Source organism: Catenulispora yoronensis, assembly GCF_039531695.1.
Classification (GTDB): Bacteria; Actinomycetota; Actinomycetes; order Streptomycetales; family Catenulisporaceae; genus Catenulispora; species Catenulispora yoronensis.
In genome coordinates, this window is the sequence record NZ_BAAAQN010000064.1 from 26,617 (window position 1) to 42,701 (window position 16,085).

Below are 16,085 nucleotides of genomic sequence, written 5' to 3' on the forward strand. Positions count from 1 at the left end.
CCGGACCGGAGTCGAAGAAGGGCCCGGAGAAGGGCTCGGGGGACGGCTCGGAGAGCGGTCCCGCCGTCGTCATTGTCGGAGCCGGCCCGGCCGGTCTGACCGCCGCCTACCAACTGGTCAAGTCGGGCATCCACCCCGCGGTCTTCGAGTCCGACGAGGTGGTGGGCGGTATCAGCCGCACGGTGGAGCGCGGCGGCTGGCGCTTCGACATCGGCGGCCACCGCTTCTTCACCAAGGCGGCCCCGGTCGAGGCGCTGTGGCACGAGATCCTGCCCGACGAGGAGTTCCTGATGCGGCCCCGGATGAGCCGCATCCACTACCGGGGCAAACTCTTCGACTACCCCCTGAAGGCCGGCAACGCCCTGTCCGGCCTCGGCGTGCTGGAAGCCGCCCGCTGTGTCGGCTCCTACCTCTGGGCCCAGATCAAGCCCCCGAAGGACCAGACCAAGTTCGAGGGCTGGGTCGCGGCCCGCTTCGGCTTCCGCCTCTACTCGATCTTCTTCAAGACCTACACCGAGAAGGTGTGGGGCATGCCGGCCAACGAGATCGAGGCCGACTGGGCCGCCCAGCGCATCAAGAACCTGTCCCTGTTCAACGCCGTGCTCAACGCCCTGGCCCCCAAGCGGAACCAGAAGCAGATCACGAGCCTGATCGAGCAGTTCCAGTACCCGAAGTACGGTCCCGGCATGATGTGGGAGCGCTGCCGGGACCTGGTCACCGCCGCCGGCGGCACGGTGACGATGAACACCTGGGTCAAGAGCATCCACCTCGCCGAGGGCGGTGCCGTGGCGGTGACCGTCCAGGACGCGGCCGGCGAGCGCACCGTCCCCGCCGACCACGTGGTCTCCTCCATGCCGATCTCGGCCCTGGTCCGCGCCATGGACCCGCCGCCCCCGGCCGAGGTCCTGGCCGCCGCCGACGACCTGCGCTATCGCGACTTCCTCACCGTCGCGCTGGTCGTGCCCGAGTCCGCCGGCTTCCCCGACAACTGGATCTACATCCACACCCCGGGCGTCCGCGTCGGCCGCATCCAGAACTTCGGCTCCTGGTCCCCCTACCTGGTCAAGGAAGGCCGGACCTGCCTGGGCCTGGAGTACTTCGTCTCCGAGGGCGACGACCTCTGGGAAGCCGCCGACGACGTCCTGATCAAGCAGGGCGCCCAGGAGCTGGAGACCCTCGGCCTGGTCGACGCCGACGCGATCGCCGAGGGCTACGTGGTCCGCATGCCGAAGGCCTACCCGGTCTACGACCAGTACTACCGGGCCAACGTCGAGGTCATCCGCGCCTGGCTCGCCGCCGCGGCCCCCAACGTCCATCCCGTGGGCCGCAACGGCATGCACCGTTACAACAACCAGGACCACTCGATGATGACGGCCATGCTCACCGCCGAGAACATCGCGACCGGCACCACCCACGACGTCTGGTCGGTCAACGTCGAGGAGGAGTACCACGAGGAGGGCTCGGAGCAGAAGCCGGGCGGTACCTCGGGGACCGGGCGCGACGCGCCGATCCTGCCGCGGCGCCGGACCGAGGACGCTCGGAGCGACCAGCGCGTCTGAGCGACCGGCGCGGCCAAGTGACCGGCGCGTCTGAGCGCTGATGGTGTAGCGAAGGCGATGCCGCGGATCCGCAAGGGTCCGCGGCATCGCCGTTCTCGCTGTGAGAACCCTGTTACACGAGCAGGGCCGGCGGACCCTGAGCTTCCCCGACCCTCAGGCGGCAGGTCCTTCAGTGGCCGCCGTCCCCAACTCCACGGGCTCGCTCTCCGCCTTCGCTCCGCGCCTCGTGTCCGAACGACCGGCCCCCGCTCCCGACTGCTGTTTCCGCCTGCCGAACGCCACCACGACGAGTTCCACCGCCGCGAAGACCCACCCCAACGCAGTCGCGAACACCGCCAGATTCAGGTGCTTCGCCGTGTCGATCCCGTCAGCGAAGGCCGAGGCCACGAACTGCGCCACCGCCACCGTCACCACCACCCCCACCACGGCTCCCACTCCGCGCATTCCCCTTCGCCGCCTGGTCCCCACCACGGCTCCCACCGGCACCGCCCACAACACCACCAGCGTCCCCAGCCCGCTCCCGCGCAGCGACTCGACCGCGTCGGTGACCGGCGTCCACCGCCGATCGAGCAGCCCCCGCGGCGTGTGCCCGATCTTCGTGTAGTTCGCCAACAGCGGCGTCACCATCATCCGCTTGCCGGCCGGGGTCTGCTGGCACAGCGTGGCGGTGGCCCTCGGCACGTAGAAATACCCCGCGACCCGGTCCAGCACCGGCAACAGCCGGCCCGGGTGGTTGAGGAAGAATCGCATGATCTGCTTGTGCGACAACTTCTTCGTGAACTGCTTGTAGGCAGCTCCGTTCTGTAGAGCAGTCGGCGCGCACCACGGCGGCGCGCCCGCGTAGTCCGCCAGCCAGGCCGGCGCTCCCAGTTCCGCCAAGTCCCGCTCCGGGTGCGCCGACGTGGGCAGCAGCGTCACGGTCACGAAGTTCGCCCCCGTCATCCGTGCCGTGCGCCGATCCTCGTTGCCCGACACCGCGACGGCCCCCACCCCCAACACCAGAACGGTCAGCAGTCCCGCCAGCCGATACCGCAGTCTCCGGTCGACACCCCCCAGCCGGCGGCCCAGCCTTCTCGTCGGCATCGCCAACGGCGTTGCCAGCACGACCACCGCCAACGGCGCCACTCCCGGGAAGTTCTGCGTCTTCGCCGTGGCGAAGAACAGCCCGCTCACTCCCACGACGGCCAATCCGGCCAATCGCACTCTCCGCCCCGGCGCGGTCAGCATCACCACCCCGACCACGACCCACAACAGCCCGACGATCGACGCGATCTCGCTGAACGGCGACACGGCATAGTCGATGAACACGGTGTCCGCGACCACCACCAACACGGCCCCGCACAGCACCACCCGATACCGGTACCGCAGCTGCACGAACCGGAAAAGCAGCCCCACGGCCGCCCCGATCAACACGCAGCAGACCAGCCCCACCGCCCGCAGATCCAGATACCCGGGCAGTCCCAACACCCGCGTGACGGCCCGTCCGGCGTACAGCAGCACCAGCTGACTGCTGCGATACGGCACGTCCGGCAGTCTGATCGACCCCAGATACTCCTGCCGGCAGCTGAAATGCTGGATGTGGTCGTAGCGGACGATGACGTAGTCCCGCAGCCTCGGCATCCCGCGCGGCAGCCGTACGTCGACCCCGAGATGGCACATGAGCCGAGGCCCGTCGTAGTTGTCCGCGACGCCCACCGGGCGCGGGACGAACAGGCGGACCATCAGCAGCACCGCCGAACCGACGCCGGCCATCACCGCCAGCACGTTCGCCGACAGGCGCGACGGACGGAGGTCTTGGATCCTTGGGCTTCGCACGCCCTGTTTCAACGAGCCAGAGCGTGTCGCATCACGGGGTCTCCGCTCGGCGGGTGAACCGATCCCCGGCCCCGCCTACAACCAGGCGAGCTCGATCGTCCAGTACACGTCCCCGGTGGCCGGGTCCTGCTGCGCCGAGATCCCGATCGAGGCGTTCATGAACGACAGCAACGCCGGCCTCGATTGCGAGTCCTTCAACAGCGCCCCGACCACGTCGTCTCCTGGGCGACCCCGCGCGATGAGCTCTTTGCTCAGCGTCCAGCAGCCCACCGACTGGGCCCGGCTGAACGGCGTCGACCCGTCCGATCCGGTGTGGCTGAACCGCTTGGAATGGACCATGTCCTTCGTATGCTGCGACGCGGCCTGCACCAACAGCGGATCGACTTCCAGCGACTCCGCGCCGTAGGTGGTCCGCGCGTTGGAGATCTCCGTCAACGCCGTACTCACCGCCGAGGTCGAGTTGAACGTCGGCGGCGCGGGCTGCGACGCCGGCGGCGTCTGCGTGGGCGGCTGGGCCGGCGGCGAAGGCTTCGAGACCGGCCCCCACGTCGGCGGCTGCGCCGGGGGCGACGGCTGCCGTCCCGGCGGCGAGGTCGGCGGCCGACCGGGGTTCCCACCGGTCGGCGCGCTCGTCGGATGCCCCGGCCCGGTGGGGCCGCCTGTCGGCGCATGCGTCCCGCCGGGTCCGCCCGGCCCGCTCGGCGACGTCGAGGCGGTGTGCCCGGTCGAGCTCGAACCCGTCGACACCGACGTGGGCTTGGCCGCGGATCCCGTGGCCGTCGTGGTGGGCAGCCCGGAGGCCGACACCGACGGCGACGGAGTACCGGCCGAGGACGGTTCCACGCCGACCACCGCGGCCGACGGGTCACCGCCCGGCGTCAGCGGCGCGAACCGGTGCGGGGCCCCGTCCAGGATCGGCGAGGTCGACGCGGCGTCCCCGGTGTGCAGGATCCCGGGCCCGACAAAGGCGAACGCGGCTATCGCGGCGGTCGACAGGCTGCCTATCGCTATCGGCGCCGGGCGCAGCGGGCTGAAAGGGCTGCGCCCCTGCCGGTGCCGTGCGCTGTAGAGGGAGCGGCTGCCCCGTCCGCCCCGGTCCGTCGGACCCAGGGCTATGACGTCGGTCGCGGCGAAGGAAGTCCCCGGCTCCGAGGCCTCGGGCGACGCGGTGGCCGACCCCGGTCCCGCCGGAAGAAAGGCGCTGTGACACACCGGATCCTCGTCGAATCCGGGCTCGGGCAGTTCCGGCCGGTCGGCCTCCTGCCACGTGCGGATGTCCATGAGCGCTGCTTCCCCTTGAGTCCCGTCCCGGGCCGAGCTACCCGATGGTACCGCTGGTGCGCAGGGTGCGTAAGGTGAGGCCGGCCCCTGTCAGAGGTCTGATTGAGGGTCGAATTGAGGATCCGCCTGAGGTTCGGTCCGGGGCCGGGCGCCCGGGACCCGATTCCGGGCCGCCGGGGCTCAGGAATACCCGAAGTCCTGCGTCCACCACGGTCCGCCGGGCCCGAACTGGACTCCCACCCCGACCGCCTTGGACGAACAGTTCAGGATGTTGGCCCGGTGTCCGGGCGAGTTCATCCAGGCCTCGACAACCGCCTGCGGCGTGGCCTGTCCCATGGCGATGTTCTCCGCCGACGGGTCCGTATATCCCTGTGCCGCTATCCGGGTCCACGGGGTGGCGCCGTCCGGAGAGCTGTGCGCGAAGTAGTCGCGCGTCCGCATGTCGACACTGTGTGCGATGGCGGCCAGTCGCAGCCGGGCGTCGGAACGCAGTGCCGGGCAGCCGTGCGCGGTGCGCTGCGCGTTGGTGAGCGTCACCACTTGGGCCTCGAACGCGGTGGCCTGATCGGGCGAGACCTGCACCGTGGGCGCCATCGCGGGCGACCGCGTCGCGTCCCGCGACACCGGTGTGGCCGACCGGTCGGGCTCGACCGCCGCTCCGGCCGCCGAGCCGGCCGCCGAACCATCCACTGAACCAGGACCCGAACCGGTGCTCGGATCCCCGGCGGCGTCGGGCACGTCGGGGAACGCGCGATCCGGCCCGAGGGCGATCTCGTGTTTGTGCACCCGCAGCATCAGGGGAGTGGTGATCGCCAGTCCGGTCACCAGGGCCAGGACGGCCGACGTCCGCAGTGACACCTGGCGCTGCGGCCCCGCGCCGTGCCCCGGAGCCGTCCGGCGGTGGCTGGTCGGACGCCGCGACCCCGACATCGGGCTGGCGTGGTGATCTCCGCCGTCCTGCGCTGGGGCCATGACTGTCACGCTATAAAAATCGGCTTAGCCCGATCGAGTGACTTGGTCAAACCTTTGCGCACCCGGGTGTCGCCACCCCTCCCGAACCCGCCCAAAACCCGACTCCACGGGGTGAATCCCCGCAGTCCGCAAGGCGGATTGGGCCCTGGGAAAGCTTGACGAACGGCTCCTCAAAGTGATCGAGTGACTCCACGGCCCGCGCGGTCTGCTTTGCGGTGCCCTGCTTCGTGTTGACCCAAGACCCCTATCGGTGCGACCCTGGTAGTCGCGCACTCCTTTTTGTCGGCGCGGTATGCCCTGTGGTGAAACCGGCTAAACAGTCGGCGTCATCACCGATTCATAACGCGATCGACGCTGCCCCCGCAGCCGGTGCGCGCACAGCATCACCCAGTCTGGCAGGTTGACACCTACAGAGGTTCTGGCGAAGACGTCAGGCACTCATCGTGAAGGACCCTCACTATGGCTAAGGCGCTTCTCGGGCATGTCGCTGCGGTGGACCACCGCATGGTCGCCGAGATGAGGCGGCTCAAGCAGCGCGTCGTCGACCTCGAGGCGTATGTGTCCCGCCTCGAGGACGAGAACGCGGTGCTGGCCGCCTCCAAGTACAGCTCCAACGGGCTGGACTCGGAGCTGAGCGAGCTGGAGCGCGAACCGGCTCTGACCCGCTAGCGGCTCAAGCGGCATCTCTTCGCAAGGGACGTTGGAGCTACCTCCGGCGTCCCTTGTCCTGGAAGCGGTACAGTCCTGCTGAGTTCGCCTGCCGTTTGCGCAGGCGAAGCGCCAGCCACCGCCACCCGCAACCAGGTTCGGCCACGGGCCGCCCGCCGCAGGAGAGTGTCGCCGCACGTGTACCTGAAGACTCTGACCCTGCGCGGCTTCAAGTCCTTCGCCTCGGCCACCACCCTGCGCCTGGAACCGGGCATCACCTGCGTGGTCGGCCCCAACGGCTCCGGCAAGTCCAACGTCGTGGACGCCCTGGCCTGGGTGATGGGCGAGCAGGGTGCCAAATCGCTGCGCGGCGGCAAGATGGAGGACGTCATCTTCGCCGGCACCACCGGGCGCGCCCCGCTGGGCCGGGCCGAGGTGGCGCTGACCATCGACAACTCCGACGGCGCGCTGCCGATCGACTACTCCGAGGTCACGATCTCGCGGATCATGTTCCGCAACGGCGGCTCGGAGTACGCCATCAACGGCGACCCCTGCCGGCTGCTGGACATCCAGGAGCTGCTCTCCGACTCCGGCATCGGCCGCGAGATGCACGTCATCCTGGGCCAGGGCCGCCTCGACGCGGTGCTGCAGGCCGGTCCGGAGGACCGGCGCTCGTTCATCGAGGAGGCGGCCGGCGTCCTGAAGCACCGCAAGCGCAAGGAGAAGGCGCTGCGCAAGCTGGACGCGATGCAGGCCAACCTGACCCGGCTCACCGACCTCACCGGCGAGCTGCGCCGCCAGCTCAAGCCGCTGGGCCGGCAGGCCGAGGTGGCGCGGCGGGCCGTGGTGATCCAGGCCGATCTGCGCGACGCCCGGCTCCGGCTGCTGGCCGACGACCTGGTCACGATGCGCAAGGCCTTCGAGCAGGAGGCGGCCGACGAGGAGCAGCTGAAGGTCCGCCGCAAGCAGCTGGAGCGCGAGTACTCCGAGGCCCAGGCCACCGAGTCCGAGCTGGAGCAGCGCGGGGCGGCGCTGGTGCCCTACCTGGCCGAGACCCAGGAGACCTGGTACCGGCTCAGCTCCCTGAAGGAGCGCTACCGCGGGTCGGCGCAGCTGGCCGCCGAGCGGGTCCGCAATGCCTCCCGCACCCAGCCCGAGGAGCGGCGCGGCCGCGACCCCGAGGAGATGCAGGCCGAGGCCGAGCGGATCCGCGAGGAGGAGGCCGAGCTCGTCGAGGAGATCGCCGAGGCCCAGGAGTCGCTGGCCGGGGCGGTGATGCAGCGCACCGACGCCGAGACCGCGCTCCAGCAGGAGGAGCGCCGGCTGGCGGCCTCCGTGCGGGCCGCCGCCGACCAGCGGGAGAGCCTGGCCAAGCTGGACGGCCGGGTCGGCGCGATGCGCAGCAAGACCTCCGCCGCCGACGCCGAGATCGGCCGCCTGGGCGCGGCCGCCGAGGACGCCCGGGGCCGGGCCGCGGCCGTGCAGCGCGAGTACGAGGAGCTCAAGTCCGAGGTCGAGGGCCTGGACGCGGACGGCGGCGGGCTCGACGACGAGGTCGAGGAGGCCTCGCAGGCGCTGTCGGAGTCCGAGGAGAAGCTCACCGAGCTGCGCGCCGCCGAGCGGGAGGCGCAGAAGGAGCACGCCGGCTTCGCGGCCCGCAAGGAGGCCCTCGAACTGGGGCTGAACCGCAAGGACGGCGCCGGCGCGCTGCTGGCCGCCACCGACCGGCTCTCCGGCCTGCTGGGCAGCGTCGCGGCGATACTGACCGTGGAGTCCGGGGCCGAGGCCGCCGTGGCCGCCGCCCTGGGCACCGCCGCCGACGCGGTCGCGGTGAGCAGCGTGGACAGCGCCGTGAACGCCATCCGGCTGCTGAAGGCCGAGGACGCCGGCCAGGCCACCGTCATCGTCGGCGGCGACGTCTCCTACGAGGCCGACGGCGACTGGCCCGAGCTGCCCGGCGGCGCCCGCTACGTCATCGACCTGATCCAGGTCCAGGAGGAGCTGCGCCCGGCCTTCACCCGGCTGCTGAACCGGATGGCGGTGGTGGAGGACCTCTCCGAGGCCACCGAGCTGATCGGCCGGATCCCGAGCGTGCGGGCCGTCACCCGGGACGGCGACGTGCTGGGCTGCGACTCCGCGCGCGGCGGCTCCTCCTCGGCGCCGACCCTGCTGGAGGTCCAGGCCGCGGTCGACGAGGCCGCCGAGAAGCTCTACGAGGCCGGTGCGCGGGCCGAGCGGCTGCGCACCGAGCTGGAGTTCGCCACCGCCGCGCGGCAGACCGCCAAGGCCCGCGTGGACACGCTGATGGCGCAGCGCCGCGAGGCCGACAGCCAGAAGGCCGGCGTGGCCGCGCAGCTCGGCCGCCTCGGCGGCCAGGCCCGGGCCGCGCTCGGCGAGGTCGAGCGCTTCGTGGCGGCGATCGAGAAGGCCGAGGAGGCCCGCGAGCGCGATCTGGCGCAGCTGGAGGAGATCGAGGGCCGGCTGCTGGAGGCGCAGGAGGCCGCGGCGGCCGCCGAGGAGATGAACGACGCGCTGTCCACCGACCAGCGCGACCGGTTCGCGCAGGAGGCCACCGCGGCGCGCACGGCCGAGATGGAGGCCCGGCTCGCGGTGCGCACCGCCGAGGAGCGCGCGCGGGCCCTGGCCGGCCGCGCCGACCAGCTGGACCGGGCCGCGCAGCAGGAGCGCGAGGCGCGCGAGCGGGCCATAGAGCGGGCCGAGCGCCTGGCCGAGGAGGCCGAGGTGGCGCGGTCCGTGGCCCACGGCTTCGAACAGGTCGTGCGGCATCTGGAGCAGTCGCTGGCGCTGGCCCAGCAGCACCGCGAGGGCGCCGAGCGGGCCCGGGTCGAGCACGACGCCGCCGTCCAGGTGGTGCGCGGCCGGGTGCGCGAGCTCGGCGGGGCGCTGGAGAAGCTCACCGACTCGGTGCACCGCGACGAGGTGCAGCGGGCCGAGCGCCGGATGCGCATCGAGCAGATGGAGGAGAAGGCGCTGGCCGAGCACGGCGTCGAGGCCGACGTGCTGATCGGCGAGTACGGCCCCGAGGTGCCGATCGCGCCGACCGTGGCCGGGGACATCCCGGTCCCGTACGACCGCTCCGAGCAGGAGCGCCGGCTGAAGAAGGCCGAGAAGGACTACGCGGCCCTGGGCAAGGTGAACCCGCTGGCGCTGGAGGAGTTCGCGGCGCTGGAGGAGCGGCACCAGTTCCTGTCCGAGCAGCTGGAGGACCTGAAGAAGACCCGCAAGGACCTGCTGGACATCGTCAAGGAGGTCGACGACCGGGTCGAGCAGGTGTTCACCGAGGCGTTCGCGGACGTGGCGCGCGAGTTCGAGGGCGTGTTCTCCCGCCTGTTCCCGGGCGGCGACGGCCGGCTCATCCTCACCGACCCCTCGGACATGCTGACCACCGGTATCGAGGTCGAGGCCCGTCCGCCGGGCAAGAAGGTCAAGCGGCTCTCGCTGCTGTCCGGCGGCGAGCGGTCGCTGACCGCGGTGGCCTTCCTGGTCTCGATCTTCAAGGCCCGGCCCTCGCCGTTCTACATCATGGACGAGGTCGAGGCGGCGCTGGACGACACCAACCTGGGCCGCCTGATCAACATCATGGAGGAGCTGCGGGCGTCCTCGCAGCTGATCGTGATCACCCACCAGAAGCGCACCATGGAGGTCGCCGACGCGCTGTACGGCGTCACCATGCGCGGCGACGGTGTGACCACGGTCATCAGCCAGAAGCTGCGGAACAAGAAGACCGGGGCGATGGGCGACGCGCCGACGATCCCGGCGCAGCCGACGGCCCTGGAGAGCGAGAGCGTCTAGTCTGCCGGGGTGACTGACGATCGGATATCCCTGACCGACGACATCGCGCTGCGACCGGCCCGGGTGCGCGACGCCGCGGCCGTGGCCCGCGCCTACGACCGCAACCGCGCGCACCTCGGGCCCTGGGAGCCGATCCGTCCGGACGACTACTACACCGAGCAGGGCCAGCTGGTCCGGCTGCGGGACTTCGCCGATGGCCGCCGGGCCGGCCGCCAGGAGCGGTGGGTGTTCGACAACGGCGACGGCGAGGTCTACGGGAGCATCACGCTGTCGAACATCGAGCTCGGCGTCTTCCTGAACGCCCGCCTGGGGTACTGGGTCGAGGCGTCGCTGAACGGCCGCGGCCTGGCCACCGCGGCGGTCCGAGCGGTCTGCGACCACGCGCGGCAGCGCTGGAACATCCACCGGATCGAGGCCGGTACCAACGTCGAGAACCACGCCTCCCAGCGCGTGCTGCTCAAGTGCGGGTTCGAGGAGATCGGGCGCTCGCGGGCGCACCTGTTCATCAACGGCCGCTGGGCGGACAGCACACAGTTCCACCGGATCCTGCACACCGACCCGGTGGAAGTGGTCTGATCCGCCGGGGTCAGGAGATGTCGTCGAGCACCAGGTGCACCGGCGTGCCCTCGCGCAGCGAGCGGCTCACCGTGCAGTGCCGCTCCTCCACGCGCTCGGCGACGTCCCGGAAGACCTTCTCGGCCTCGGCGTCCCCCTCGGGCAGCTCGACGCTGTAGGCCAGGGTCACCGGTCCGAGCTTGTTGCGCTCGATCTTCTCCGAGGTCGCCCCGGCCACCAGCCGGGCCATCCGGTGTCCGCGCTGCGCGGTGAGCGGCTCGGTGGTGACGATGTTGCAGCCGGCCACCGCGACCAGCAGCAGCTCCACCGGGGAGAAGTGCGGTCCGGTGCCGTCCCCGCTGAGTTCGAGGACCGCGCCGCGCTCGTTCGTGGCGACGTACCGGCCGTCCTCGGTCCGCTCGACCTTGATCTCATACATGGGAACCAGTGTTCGCGGGGTGCTGCGCGGGCCGCAACTCGACAGTAGGCTCCAGGTCGGAGCGTCCGGGCAGGGCGGGACAGGGGGCGGTCATGGGCGGCGACGCGGCGGTCGAGGCTGCGACGACGGAGGCGGCGACAACCGGGGCGGTGGCGACCGAGGCGGCGACCGACGCGGCGACCGGTGCCGCGGCGACCGAGGCTTTCCTGGCGGCGCTGCGGGCGGCGCGGACCGCGCTGCGCGAGGTGCCCGGGAAGCTGGAGGGCGCGCGGGTCCACGACTTCGCGTTCGGCAGGCTGTTCGAGGCCGCCGAGGTCCGCGACGCCTACCACCAGCGCCTGCCGGAGACCGAGAAGGACATCGCCGAGGCCTGCGAAGTCCTCGACCACTTCATCGGCGGGCTGGCCGCCGGCCACGCGATCGACGCGCGGTCCGGCCACGTCCCGGCGCCCGGGCGGCCGGCGCCCCGGGCCTGGACCGCCGACTCCTTCCCCTGGTGCCGGCCGCTCCCCGACCAGGACGAGAGGGCCGAACCGTGACGGTCATGCTGCTCACCGGGTTCGGGTTCAGCGTCCTGATCCTCGCCATCTGGGGCTCCGGCGTCCTGGTGGTGCGCAGTCGGCGCCGCGAGCTCCAGGCGGCGCCGGGCGCGCAGCTCACCGCCGAGCTGGCCGGCACCGCCGCCGAGGTGCACAGCATCGAGGAGTTCATCGCGCGGGCCGAGGCGCTGCCCGAGGGACAGCAGCCCCGGCCGCGCCCCGAACAGGTCCGGGACCGCGACCAGGAGCGGCTGGAGCATCTGGCCGAGCACCACTTCCCGCACCTCGCCGTCCCGCACCCGCATGTGCACCTGGTCGGGATCACCGGCCTGGAGAAGCGGCTGCTGGCCTGGGTCGCGCACCACACCGGCCTGCCCAACCCGTTCGACGCCCTGGACAAGCTGACCGGCGACCCGGACGAGCTGGCCCGGGCCGCCAAGGCCTGGGACGCGGCCCACGACCACGTCCAGGAGACGGTCGAGGAGCTGTGCCGGGCCGCCGCGCGGCTGCACGCCACGTGGGACGGGCCGACCGCGGACCGCTTCTATCCGCTGCTCGCCGACTTCCTGAGCGAGCTGGACACCCTGGCGGCGAACCTGGCCATGAGCTCGGAGACGCTGCGCGGCCTCCAGGCCGAGGCGGCGCTGGCCGAGGGCACCATCGCCGGCCTGATCAACCTGCTGATCGGCTCCTTCGGCGGCTTCCTGGTCGAGGAGGTGCTGTCGGTCGGGACCATGACCCCGGCGGTGGCGGCGCAGGCCCAGGTGGAGCTGACCTGGGTGCTGAAGCAGATCGCCATGGCGGCGGGCCGCCTGCAGGGGATCTACGCCAACACCAAGCACGTCCTGGACAGCGTGAGCGGGTTCAAGGGGCTCACGCACATGAAGGACTGCTTCCAGGTCGAGGTGGTGGACCGGATCGAGCGTCTGGTGGACGCGGAGTAGCCGGGGCGGGCCCCGGCCACGTCACCGGACCTGGACGTGGTCGCCGACAGTGAGATTGCTGAACAGCCACTGGGCGTCGGGCGAGGTCAGGCCGATATCGCCGCGGGTCTGGTTCCGCACGCCGATCACGGTGTCGTCGTACCAAGTGGCCGCCATGATCGTCGGGCCGCCGCCGTCGAGGTGGACCACCCAGTTCACCTTGATGCTGTAGCCGTCGACGCCCGCGGTCTGGCTGCTGATGGTCTCCGTCTCCTTCTTGGCGGTGACGGTGTAGGTGCCGGCCGGCGTCGGATGGTCCGGGCTCCCGCCGGTCATCCGCAGCACCTTCATGACCAGCCCGTTCCGGTCGACGAGGGTCAACTCGTGCTGGTTCAGGTCGACCACCGCGGTGGTGCGGCCGCCGATGGCCGTGGGCCGCGTCGCGCTCGGCGTCCCCGGGGCCGACGACACGGTCTGCTCCGGCGCTCCGGCCGACGTGTGGCTCCCGGCGGTCGGTGTCGTGGTGACGGAGGAGGCCGGGCCCACCGGAGCCCCGTTGCCGTCGCCGGTGCGGAAGGCCGCCAGGCCCCCGATCCCGAGGACCGCGACCAGGGCCGTGGTCGCCGTCGCGGCCAGCGTCCGCCGCCGGTGCGCGACCCGCAGTTGGTCGCCGCGGGAGCGGGCCAGGGCCGGCGAACCCACCTCGGCCGCGTCCTCCAGGCTGGTCCCCAGACCCGCCAGGCGCTCGTCGATGTCATGCATAGCTGTGCTCTCCCGTCATCCGATCGTCCGCCGTCTCGCCCAGGAATCCCGCCAGGGCCGTCCGCCCCCGGGACAGCCGGGCCTTGACCGTGCCGACCGGCGCGCCGACCTCGGCGGCGACCTGCTCGACGGTCAGTCCGGCCAGGTGGTGCAGCACGATCGCCCGCCGCTGCGCCTCCGGTATCCGCCGGAGGGCGGCGACCAGCGCCACCGAGTCCGGGCTCACGTCCGGGACGTCCGCGGGCGGGCCGTGCCGCCGATGGGCCACCGTGCGGCGCACCGTGGCCCGCCACGACGACACCTTGATCCGGTAGGCGACCACCCGGACCCAGGCGATCGGGTCGTCCATCCGCGACACCGAGTCCCAGCGCTGCCAGGCCCGCGCGTACGCCTCCTGCACCGCGTCGTCGGCCTCCCCCGCGTCGCCCAGCAGTGCGACGAGCTGCGCCGTCACCTTCCGAACCGAGCCCAGATAGAACTCGTCGAAATCTCGTTCCCGCGACACCCGCGTCCCTCCCTTCTCGCGATCCGCTCTGACAACCCACGAAAACGCCCGGCACCGGGGCCTGGTTGCATCGATTTCGCGGCCGGCTGCCGAGAGCTCGCGCCCCGGCCCGCCGCCCTCCATGATCACCTACGCCGACATGCGAGGATGTCTGCCATGGAGTTCCTCGTCATCGGCATCATCATCGCGGCCATAGCCCTCGTCGGGGCGGCCGCCCTGCTCTACCGTGCCCGAGGTCGCCGCCGCCCGGTGGAGCAGCCGCCGAGGACGCCGGTCGCCCCGCCGAAGGCGCAGGACTCACCGGCGGCCGGGTCCGGCACGGCCACCGCCGAGCGGGCCCCGCCGGCCGGGGCGCCGGCCGAGGTCCCGACCGCCGCTCCGGCCCGGGGCGGCACCGAGCCGCAGGTCGCCGAGATCGAGGTCCCCGAGCCCACCGCCGGCCGCCTGGTCCGGCTGCGCTCCCGCCTGTCCCGCTCGCAGAACGCGCTCGGCCAGGGCCTGCTCATGCTGCTGTCCCGGGACAAGCTGGACGAGGCGACGTGGGAGGAGATCGAGGACACCCTGATCGCCGCCGACCTCGGCGTCGGCCCGGCCGGCGACCTGGTGGAGAAGCTGCGCACCCGGACCCGGGTGCAGGGCACCCGGACCGTGGACGAGGCCCGCACGCTGCTGCGCGAGGAGCTGATCGCGCTCATCGACCCGGCCCTGGACCGCACGCTGAAGGTCGGAAAGCACCCGGCCGCCGACGGGCAGCCGGCCCGGCCGGCGGTGGCGATGGTGGTCGGCGTCAACGGCACCGGCAAGACCACCACCACCGGCAAGCTGGCCCGGGTCCTGATCGCCGACGGCTACACCGTGGTGCTCGGCGCCGCCGACACCTTCCGCGCCGCGGCCGCCGACCAGCTCCAGACCTGGGGCGCCCGGGTCGGCGCCTACACGGTGCGCGGGGCCGAGGGCGCGGACCCGGCCTCGGTGGCGTTCGAGGCGGTCAAGGAGGGCACCGCGATGGGCGTGGACACCGTGCTCATCGACACCGCCGGCCGGCTGCACACCAAGACCGGCCTGATGGACGAGCTGGGCAAGGTCAAGCGGGTCGCCGAGAAGCAGGCCACGGTCGACGAGGTGCTGCTGGTGCTGGACGCCACCACCGGCCAGAACGGCCTGGTGCAGGCCCGGGTGTTCGCCGAGGTGGTGAACATCACCGGCATCGTGCTGACCAAGCTGGACGGCACCGCCAAGGGCGGCATCGTGGTCGCGGTGCAGCAGGAGCTCGGCGTCCCGGTGAAGCTGGTGGGCCTCGGCGAGGGCGCCGACGACCTGGCGCCGTTCGACCCCGAGGCGTTCGTCGACGCGCTGCTCCAGTAGCGGGCGGTTCCGGGGCGGCGCTTAGGGACAGCGCTTACGGACAGTGCTTCCGGGACAGCGTTTCCGAGACCACGGTTCCGAGACCACGGTTCCGAGACAGCGCATTCGGGACCGCGGTCCCTCAGACCGTCCACAGGGGCGGCCGGGCAACCGGCCGCCCTTCTTCGCGCCGGCACGCGTAGGCCAGCGCGCCCAGCAGCAGCCGGGCCGGCGGCAGCGTCGGCGGCCGCTCCGTCTCCGGCGGCCGCGCCCAGCGCGGACTGCCCGCGGCGGGCAGCGGCGTCTCGGAGTCCAGCACCACCCCGATGGTCCGGATGTCGGTGTCGGCGGGCTCCCAGCCCAGCTCCTTCAGATCGGCCAGGAACGAGGCCGTGGTCCCGGCCTCCACGAAGAACCGCAGGCGGCTGCCGCCGGCCTCGTGCCCGGGGCCGCCGGGCAGCACGGTCAGCACCGGCCCCAGCGGCGTCCCGAGCCGCTCCAGTTGCAGCAGCACCCGGTGCCCGGCGGCCGCCGGGACGTCCAGGACGTCGTAGGCCGCGGGCAGACGGAGGGCCGGCACGGGCCGGGTGTGGGTGCGGCGGGTGCCCCCCAGGCGTACACGCATGCTTCCTCCAACGGCGACGGACGCCTCGGGGTCACGCTGCCCGCGTCGGATGGTCGTTAGACCTCGGATCGTCCACTATCTCGCGCCGCCGCGAGGGCGGTTCGCCGAGATCACAGGGGGATTCCCGGGTGCGCACAGGGCGCCGCGCCCGAGCCGGCCCCCAGGGGGCGTTTGTCGTCAGACGTCCAACATCTTCTACCCCGACAAGGTGGCGAACTCTGGCGAATGCCGGTGTTCGAGGACGTTCGGCTGCGGGCATCGTCGCGGGGCGGTTACGTTCAGCAACACAGGGTTTCGCATTCCGG

At 72.1% G+C, this 16,085-nt stretch carries 14 protein-coding genes; 7 read left to right on the forward strand and 7 right to left on the reverse strand.

Annotated elements, in window-relative coordinates:
• Nucleotides 1–71: 71 nt before the first annotated feature.
• The gene (locus ABD481_RS37575) at nt 72–1,559 is read left to right on the forward strand and encodes an NAD(P)/FAD-dependent oxidoreductase (protein ID WP_344670665.1); all 1,488 of its coding nucleotides are present in this window, start codon (nt 72–74) and stop codon (nt 1,557–1,559) included.
• Nucleotides 1,560–1,712: 153 nt separating this feature from the next.
• On the opposite strand, the gene wsfD is transcribed toward ABD481_RS37575, so the two are convergent.
• The 3 genes from wsfD to ABD481_RS37590 form a co-directional block, all read right to left on the reverse strand.
• Nucleotides 1,713–3,374, reverse strand: coding sequence for a glycan biosynthesis hexose transferase WsfD (wsfD, locus tag ABD481_RS37580; RefSeq protein ID WP_344670634.1), 1,662 nt, complete (start codon nt 3,372–3,374; stop codon nt 1,713–1,715).
• 75 nt (nt 3,375–3,449) lie between these two features.
• Entirely contained in the window at nt 3,450–4,655 is a 1,206-nt protein-coding gene (locus ABD481_RS37585; protein ID WP_344670635.1) for a CAP domain-containing protein, read from the reverse strand.
• Between the two features lie 180 nt (nt 4,656–4,835).
• Nucleotides 4,836–5,627 (reverse strand): CAP domain-containing protein, encoded by a 792-nt coding sequence (locus ABD481_RS37590; RefSeq protein ID WP_344670636.1) that lies wholly within the window; start codon nt 5,625–5,627, stop codon nt 4,836–4,838.
• Between the two features lie 459 nt (nt 5,628–6,086).
• Here ABD481_RS37590 and ABD481_RS37595 point away from each other — a divergent pair, with 459 nt between their 5' ends.
• From ABD481_RS37595 to ABD481_RS37605, 3 genes are all read left to right on the forward strand, one after another.
• Nucleotides 6,087–6,296 (forward strand): hypothetical protein, encoded by a 210-nt coding sequence (locus ABD481_RS37595; RefSeq protein WP_344670637.1) that lies wholly within the window; start codon nt 6,087–6,089, stop codon nt 6,294–6,296.
• A gap of 177 nt (nt 6,297–6,473) precedes the next feature.
• Nucleotides 6,474–10,088, forward strand: coding sequence for a chromosome segregation protein SMC (gene smc, locus ABD481_RS37600; protein ID WP_344670638.1), 3,615 nt, complete (start codon nt 6,474–6,476; stop codon nt 10,086–10,088).
• A 9-nt stretch (nt 10,089–10,097) separates the two neighbouring features.
• The gene (locus ABD481_RS37605; RefSeq protein WP_344670639.1) at nt 10,098–10,664 is read left to right on the forward strand and encodes a GNAT family N-acetyltransferase; all 567 of its coding nucleotides are present in this window, start codon (nt 10,098–10,100) and stop codon (nt 10,662–10,664) included.
• Between the two features lie 10 nt (nt 10,665–10,674).
• On the opposite strand, the gene ABD481_RS37610 is transcribed toward ABD481_RS37605, so the two are convergent.
• Nucleotides 10,675–11,082 (reverse strand): OsmC family protein, encoded by a 408-nt coding sequence (locus ABD481_RS37610; protein WP_344670640.1) that lies wholly within the window; start codon nt 11,080–11,082, stop codon nt 10,675–10,677.
• Between the two features lie 92 nt (nt 11,083–11,174).
• Between ABD481_RS37610 and ABD481_RS37615 the strand changes: the two genes are divergently transcribed.
• Entirely contained in the window at nt 11,175–11,621 is a 447-nt protein-coding gene (locus tag ABD481_RS37615) for a hypothetical protein (protein WP_344670641.1), read from the forward strand.
• Between the two features lie 5 nt (nt 11,622–11,626).
• The gene (locus ABD481_RS37620; protein ID WP_344670666.1) at nt 11,627–12,565 is read left to right on the forward strand and encodes a WXG100 family type VII secretion target; all 939 of its coding nucleotides are present in this window, start codon (nt 11,627–11,629) and stop codon (nt 12,563–12,565) included.
• 21 nt (nt 12,566–12,586) lie between these two features.
• Here ABD481_RS37620 and ABD481_RS37625 read toward each other — a convergent pair whose 3' ends face one another.
• Together ABD481_RS37625 and ABD481_RS37630 are read right to left on the reverse strand one after the other, a co-directional pair.
• The gene (locus ABD481_RS37625) at nt 12,587–13,306 is read right to left on the reverse strand and encodes a L,D-transpeptidase (protein WP_344670642.1); all 720 of its coding nucleotides are present in this window, start codon (nt 13,304–13,306) and stop codon (nt 12,587–12,589) included.
• The gene (locus ABD481_RS37630) at nt 13,299–13,811 is read right to left on the reverse strand and encodes a SigE family RNA polymerase sigma factor (protein WP_344670643.1); all 513 of its coding nucleotides are present in this window, start codon (nt 13,809–13,811) and stop codon (nt 13,299–13,301) included. Before ABD481_RS37630 ends, ABD481_RS37625 begins: the two co-directional genes overlap by 8 nt.
• A 156-nt stretch (nt 13,812–13,967) precedes the next feature.
• Between ABD481_RS37630 and ftsY the strand changes: the two genes are divergently transcribed.
• Nucleotides 13,968–15,176 carry a signal recognition particle-docking protein FtsY gene (gene ftsY / locus ABD481_RS37635; RefSeq protein WP_344670644.1) on the forward strand — a complete coding sequence of 403 codons (1,209 nt, stop codon included), beginning with the start codon at nt 13,968–13,970 and terminating at the stop codon, nt 15,174–15,176.
• Nucleotides 15,177–15,297: 121 nt separating this feature from the next.
• On the opposite strand, the gene ABD481_RS37640 is transcribed toward ftsY, so the two are convergent.
• Complete coding sequence (locus ABD481_RS37640) at nt 15,298–15,780, reverse strand: hypothetical protein (protein ID WP_344670645.1); 483 nt, start codon at nt 15,778–15,780, stop codon at nt 15,298–15,300.
• Between the last annotated feature and the right edge of the window lie 305 nt (nt 15,781–16,085).

Coding starts and splice junctions, on each gene's coding strand:
- ABD481_RS37585 (WP_344670635.1), bottom strand. CDS start 4,655: ATGGACATCCGCACGTGGCAGGAGGCCGACCGGCCGGAACTGCCCGAG.
- ABD481_RS37590 (WP_344670636.1), bottom strand. CDS start 5,627: ATGGCCCCAGCGCAGGACGGCGGAGATCACCACGCCAGCCCGATGTCG.
- ABD481_RS37595 (WP_344670637.1), top strand. CDS start 6,087: ATGGCTAAGGCGCTTCTCGGGCATGTCGCTGCGGTGGACCACCGCATG.
- ABD481_RS37610 (WP_344670640.1), bottom strand. CDS start 11,082: ATGTATGAGATCAAGGTCGAGCGGACCGAGGACGGCCGGTACGTCGCC.
- ABD481_RS37615 (WP_344670641.1), top strand. CDS start 11,175: ATGGGCGGCGACGCGGCGGTCGAGGCTGCGACGACGGAGGCGGCGACA.
- ABD481_RS37620 (WP_344670666.1), top strand. CDS start 11,627: ATGCTGCTCACCGGGTTCGGGTTCAGCGTCCTGATCCTCGCCATCTGG.
- ABD481_RS37625 (WP_344670642.1), bottom strand. CDS start 13,306: ATGCATGACATCGACGAGCGCCTGGCGGGTCTGGGGACCAGCCTGGAG.
- ftsY (WP_344670644.1), top strand. CDS start 13,968: ATGGAGTTCCTCGTCATCGGCATCATCATCGCGGCCATAGCCCTCGTC.
- ABD481_RS37640 (WP_344670645.1), bottom strand. CDS start 15,780: ATGCGTGTACGCCTGGGGGGCACCCGCCGCACCCACACCCGGCCCGTG.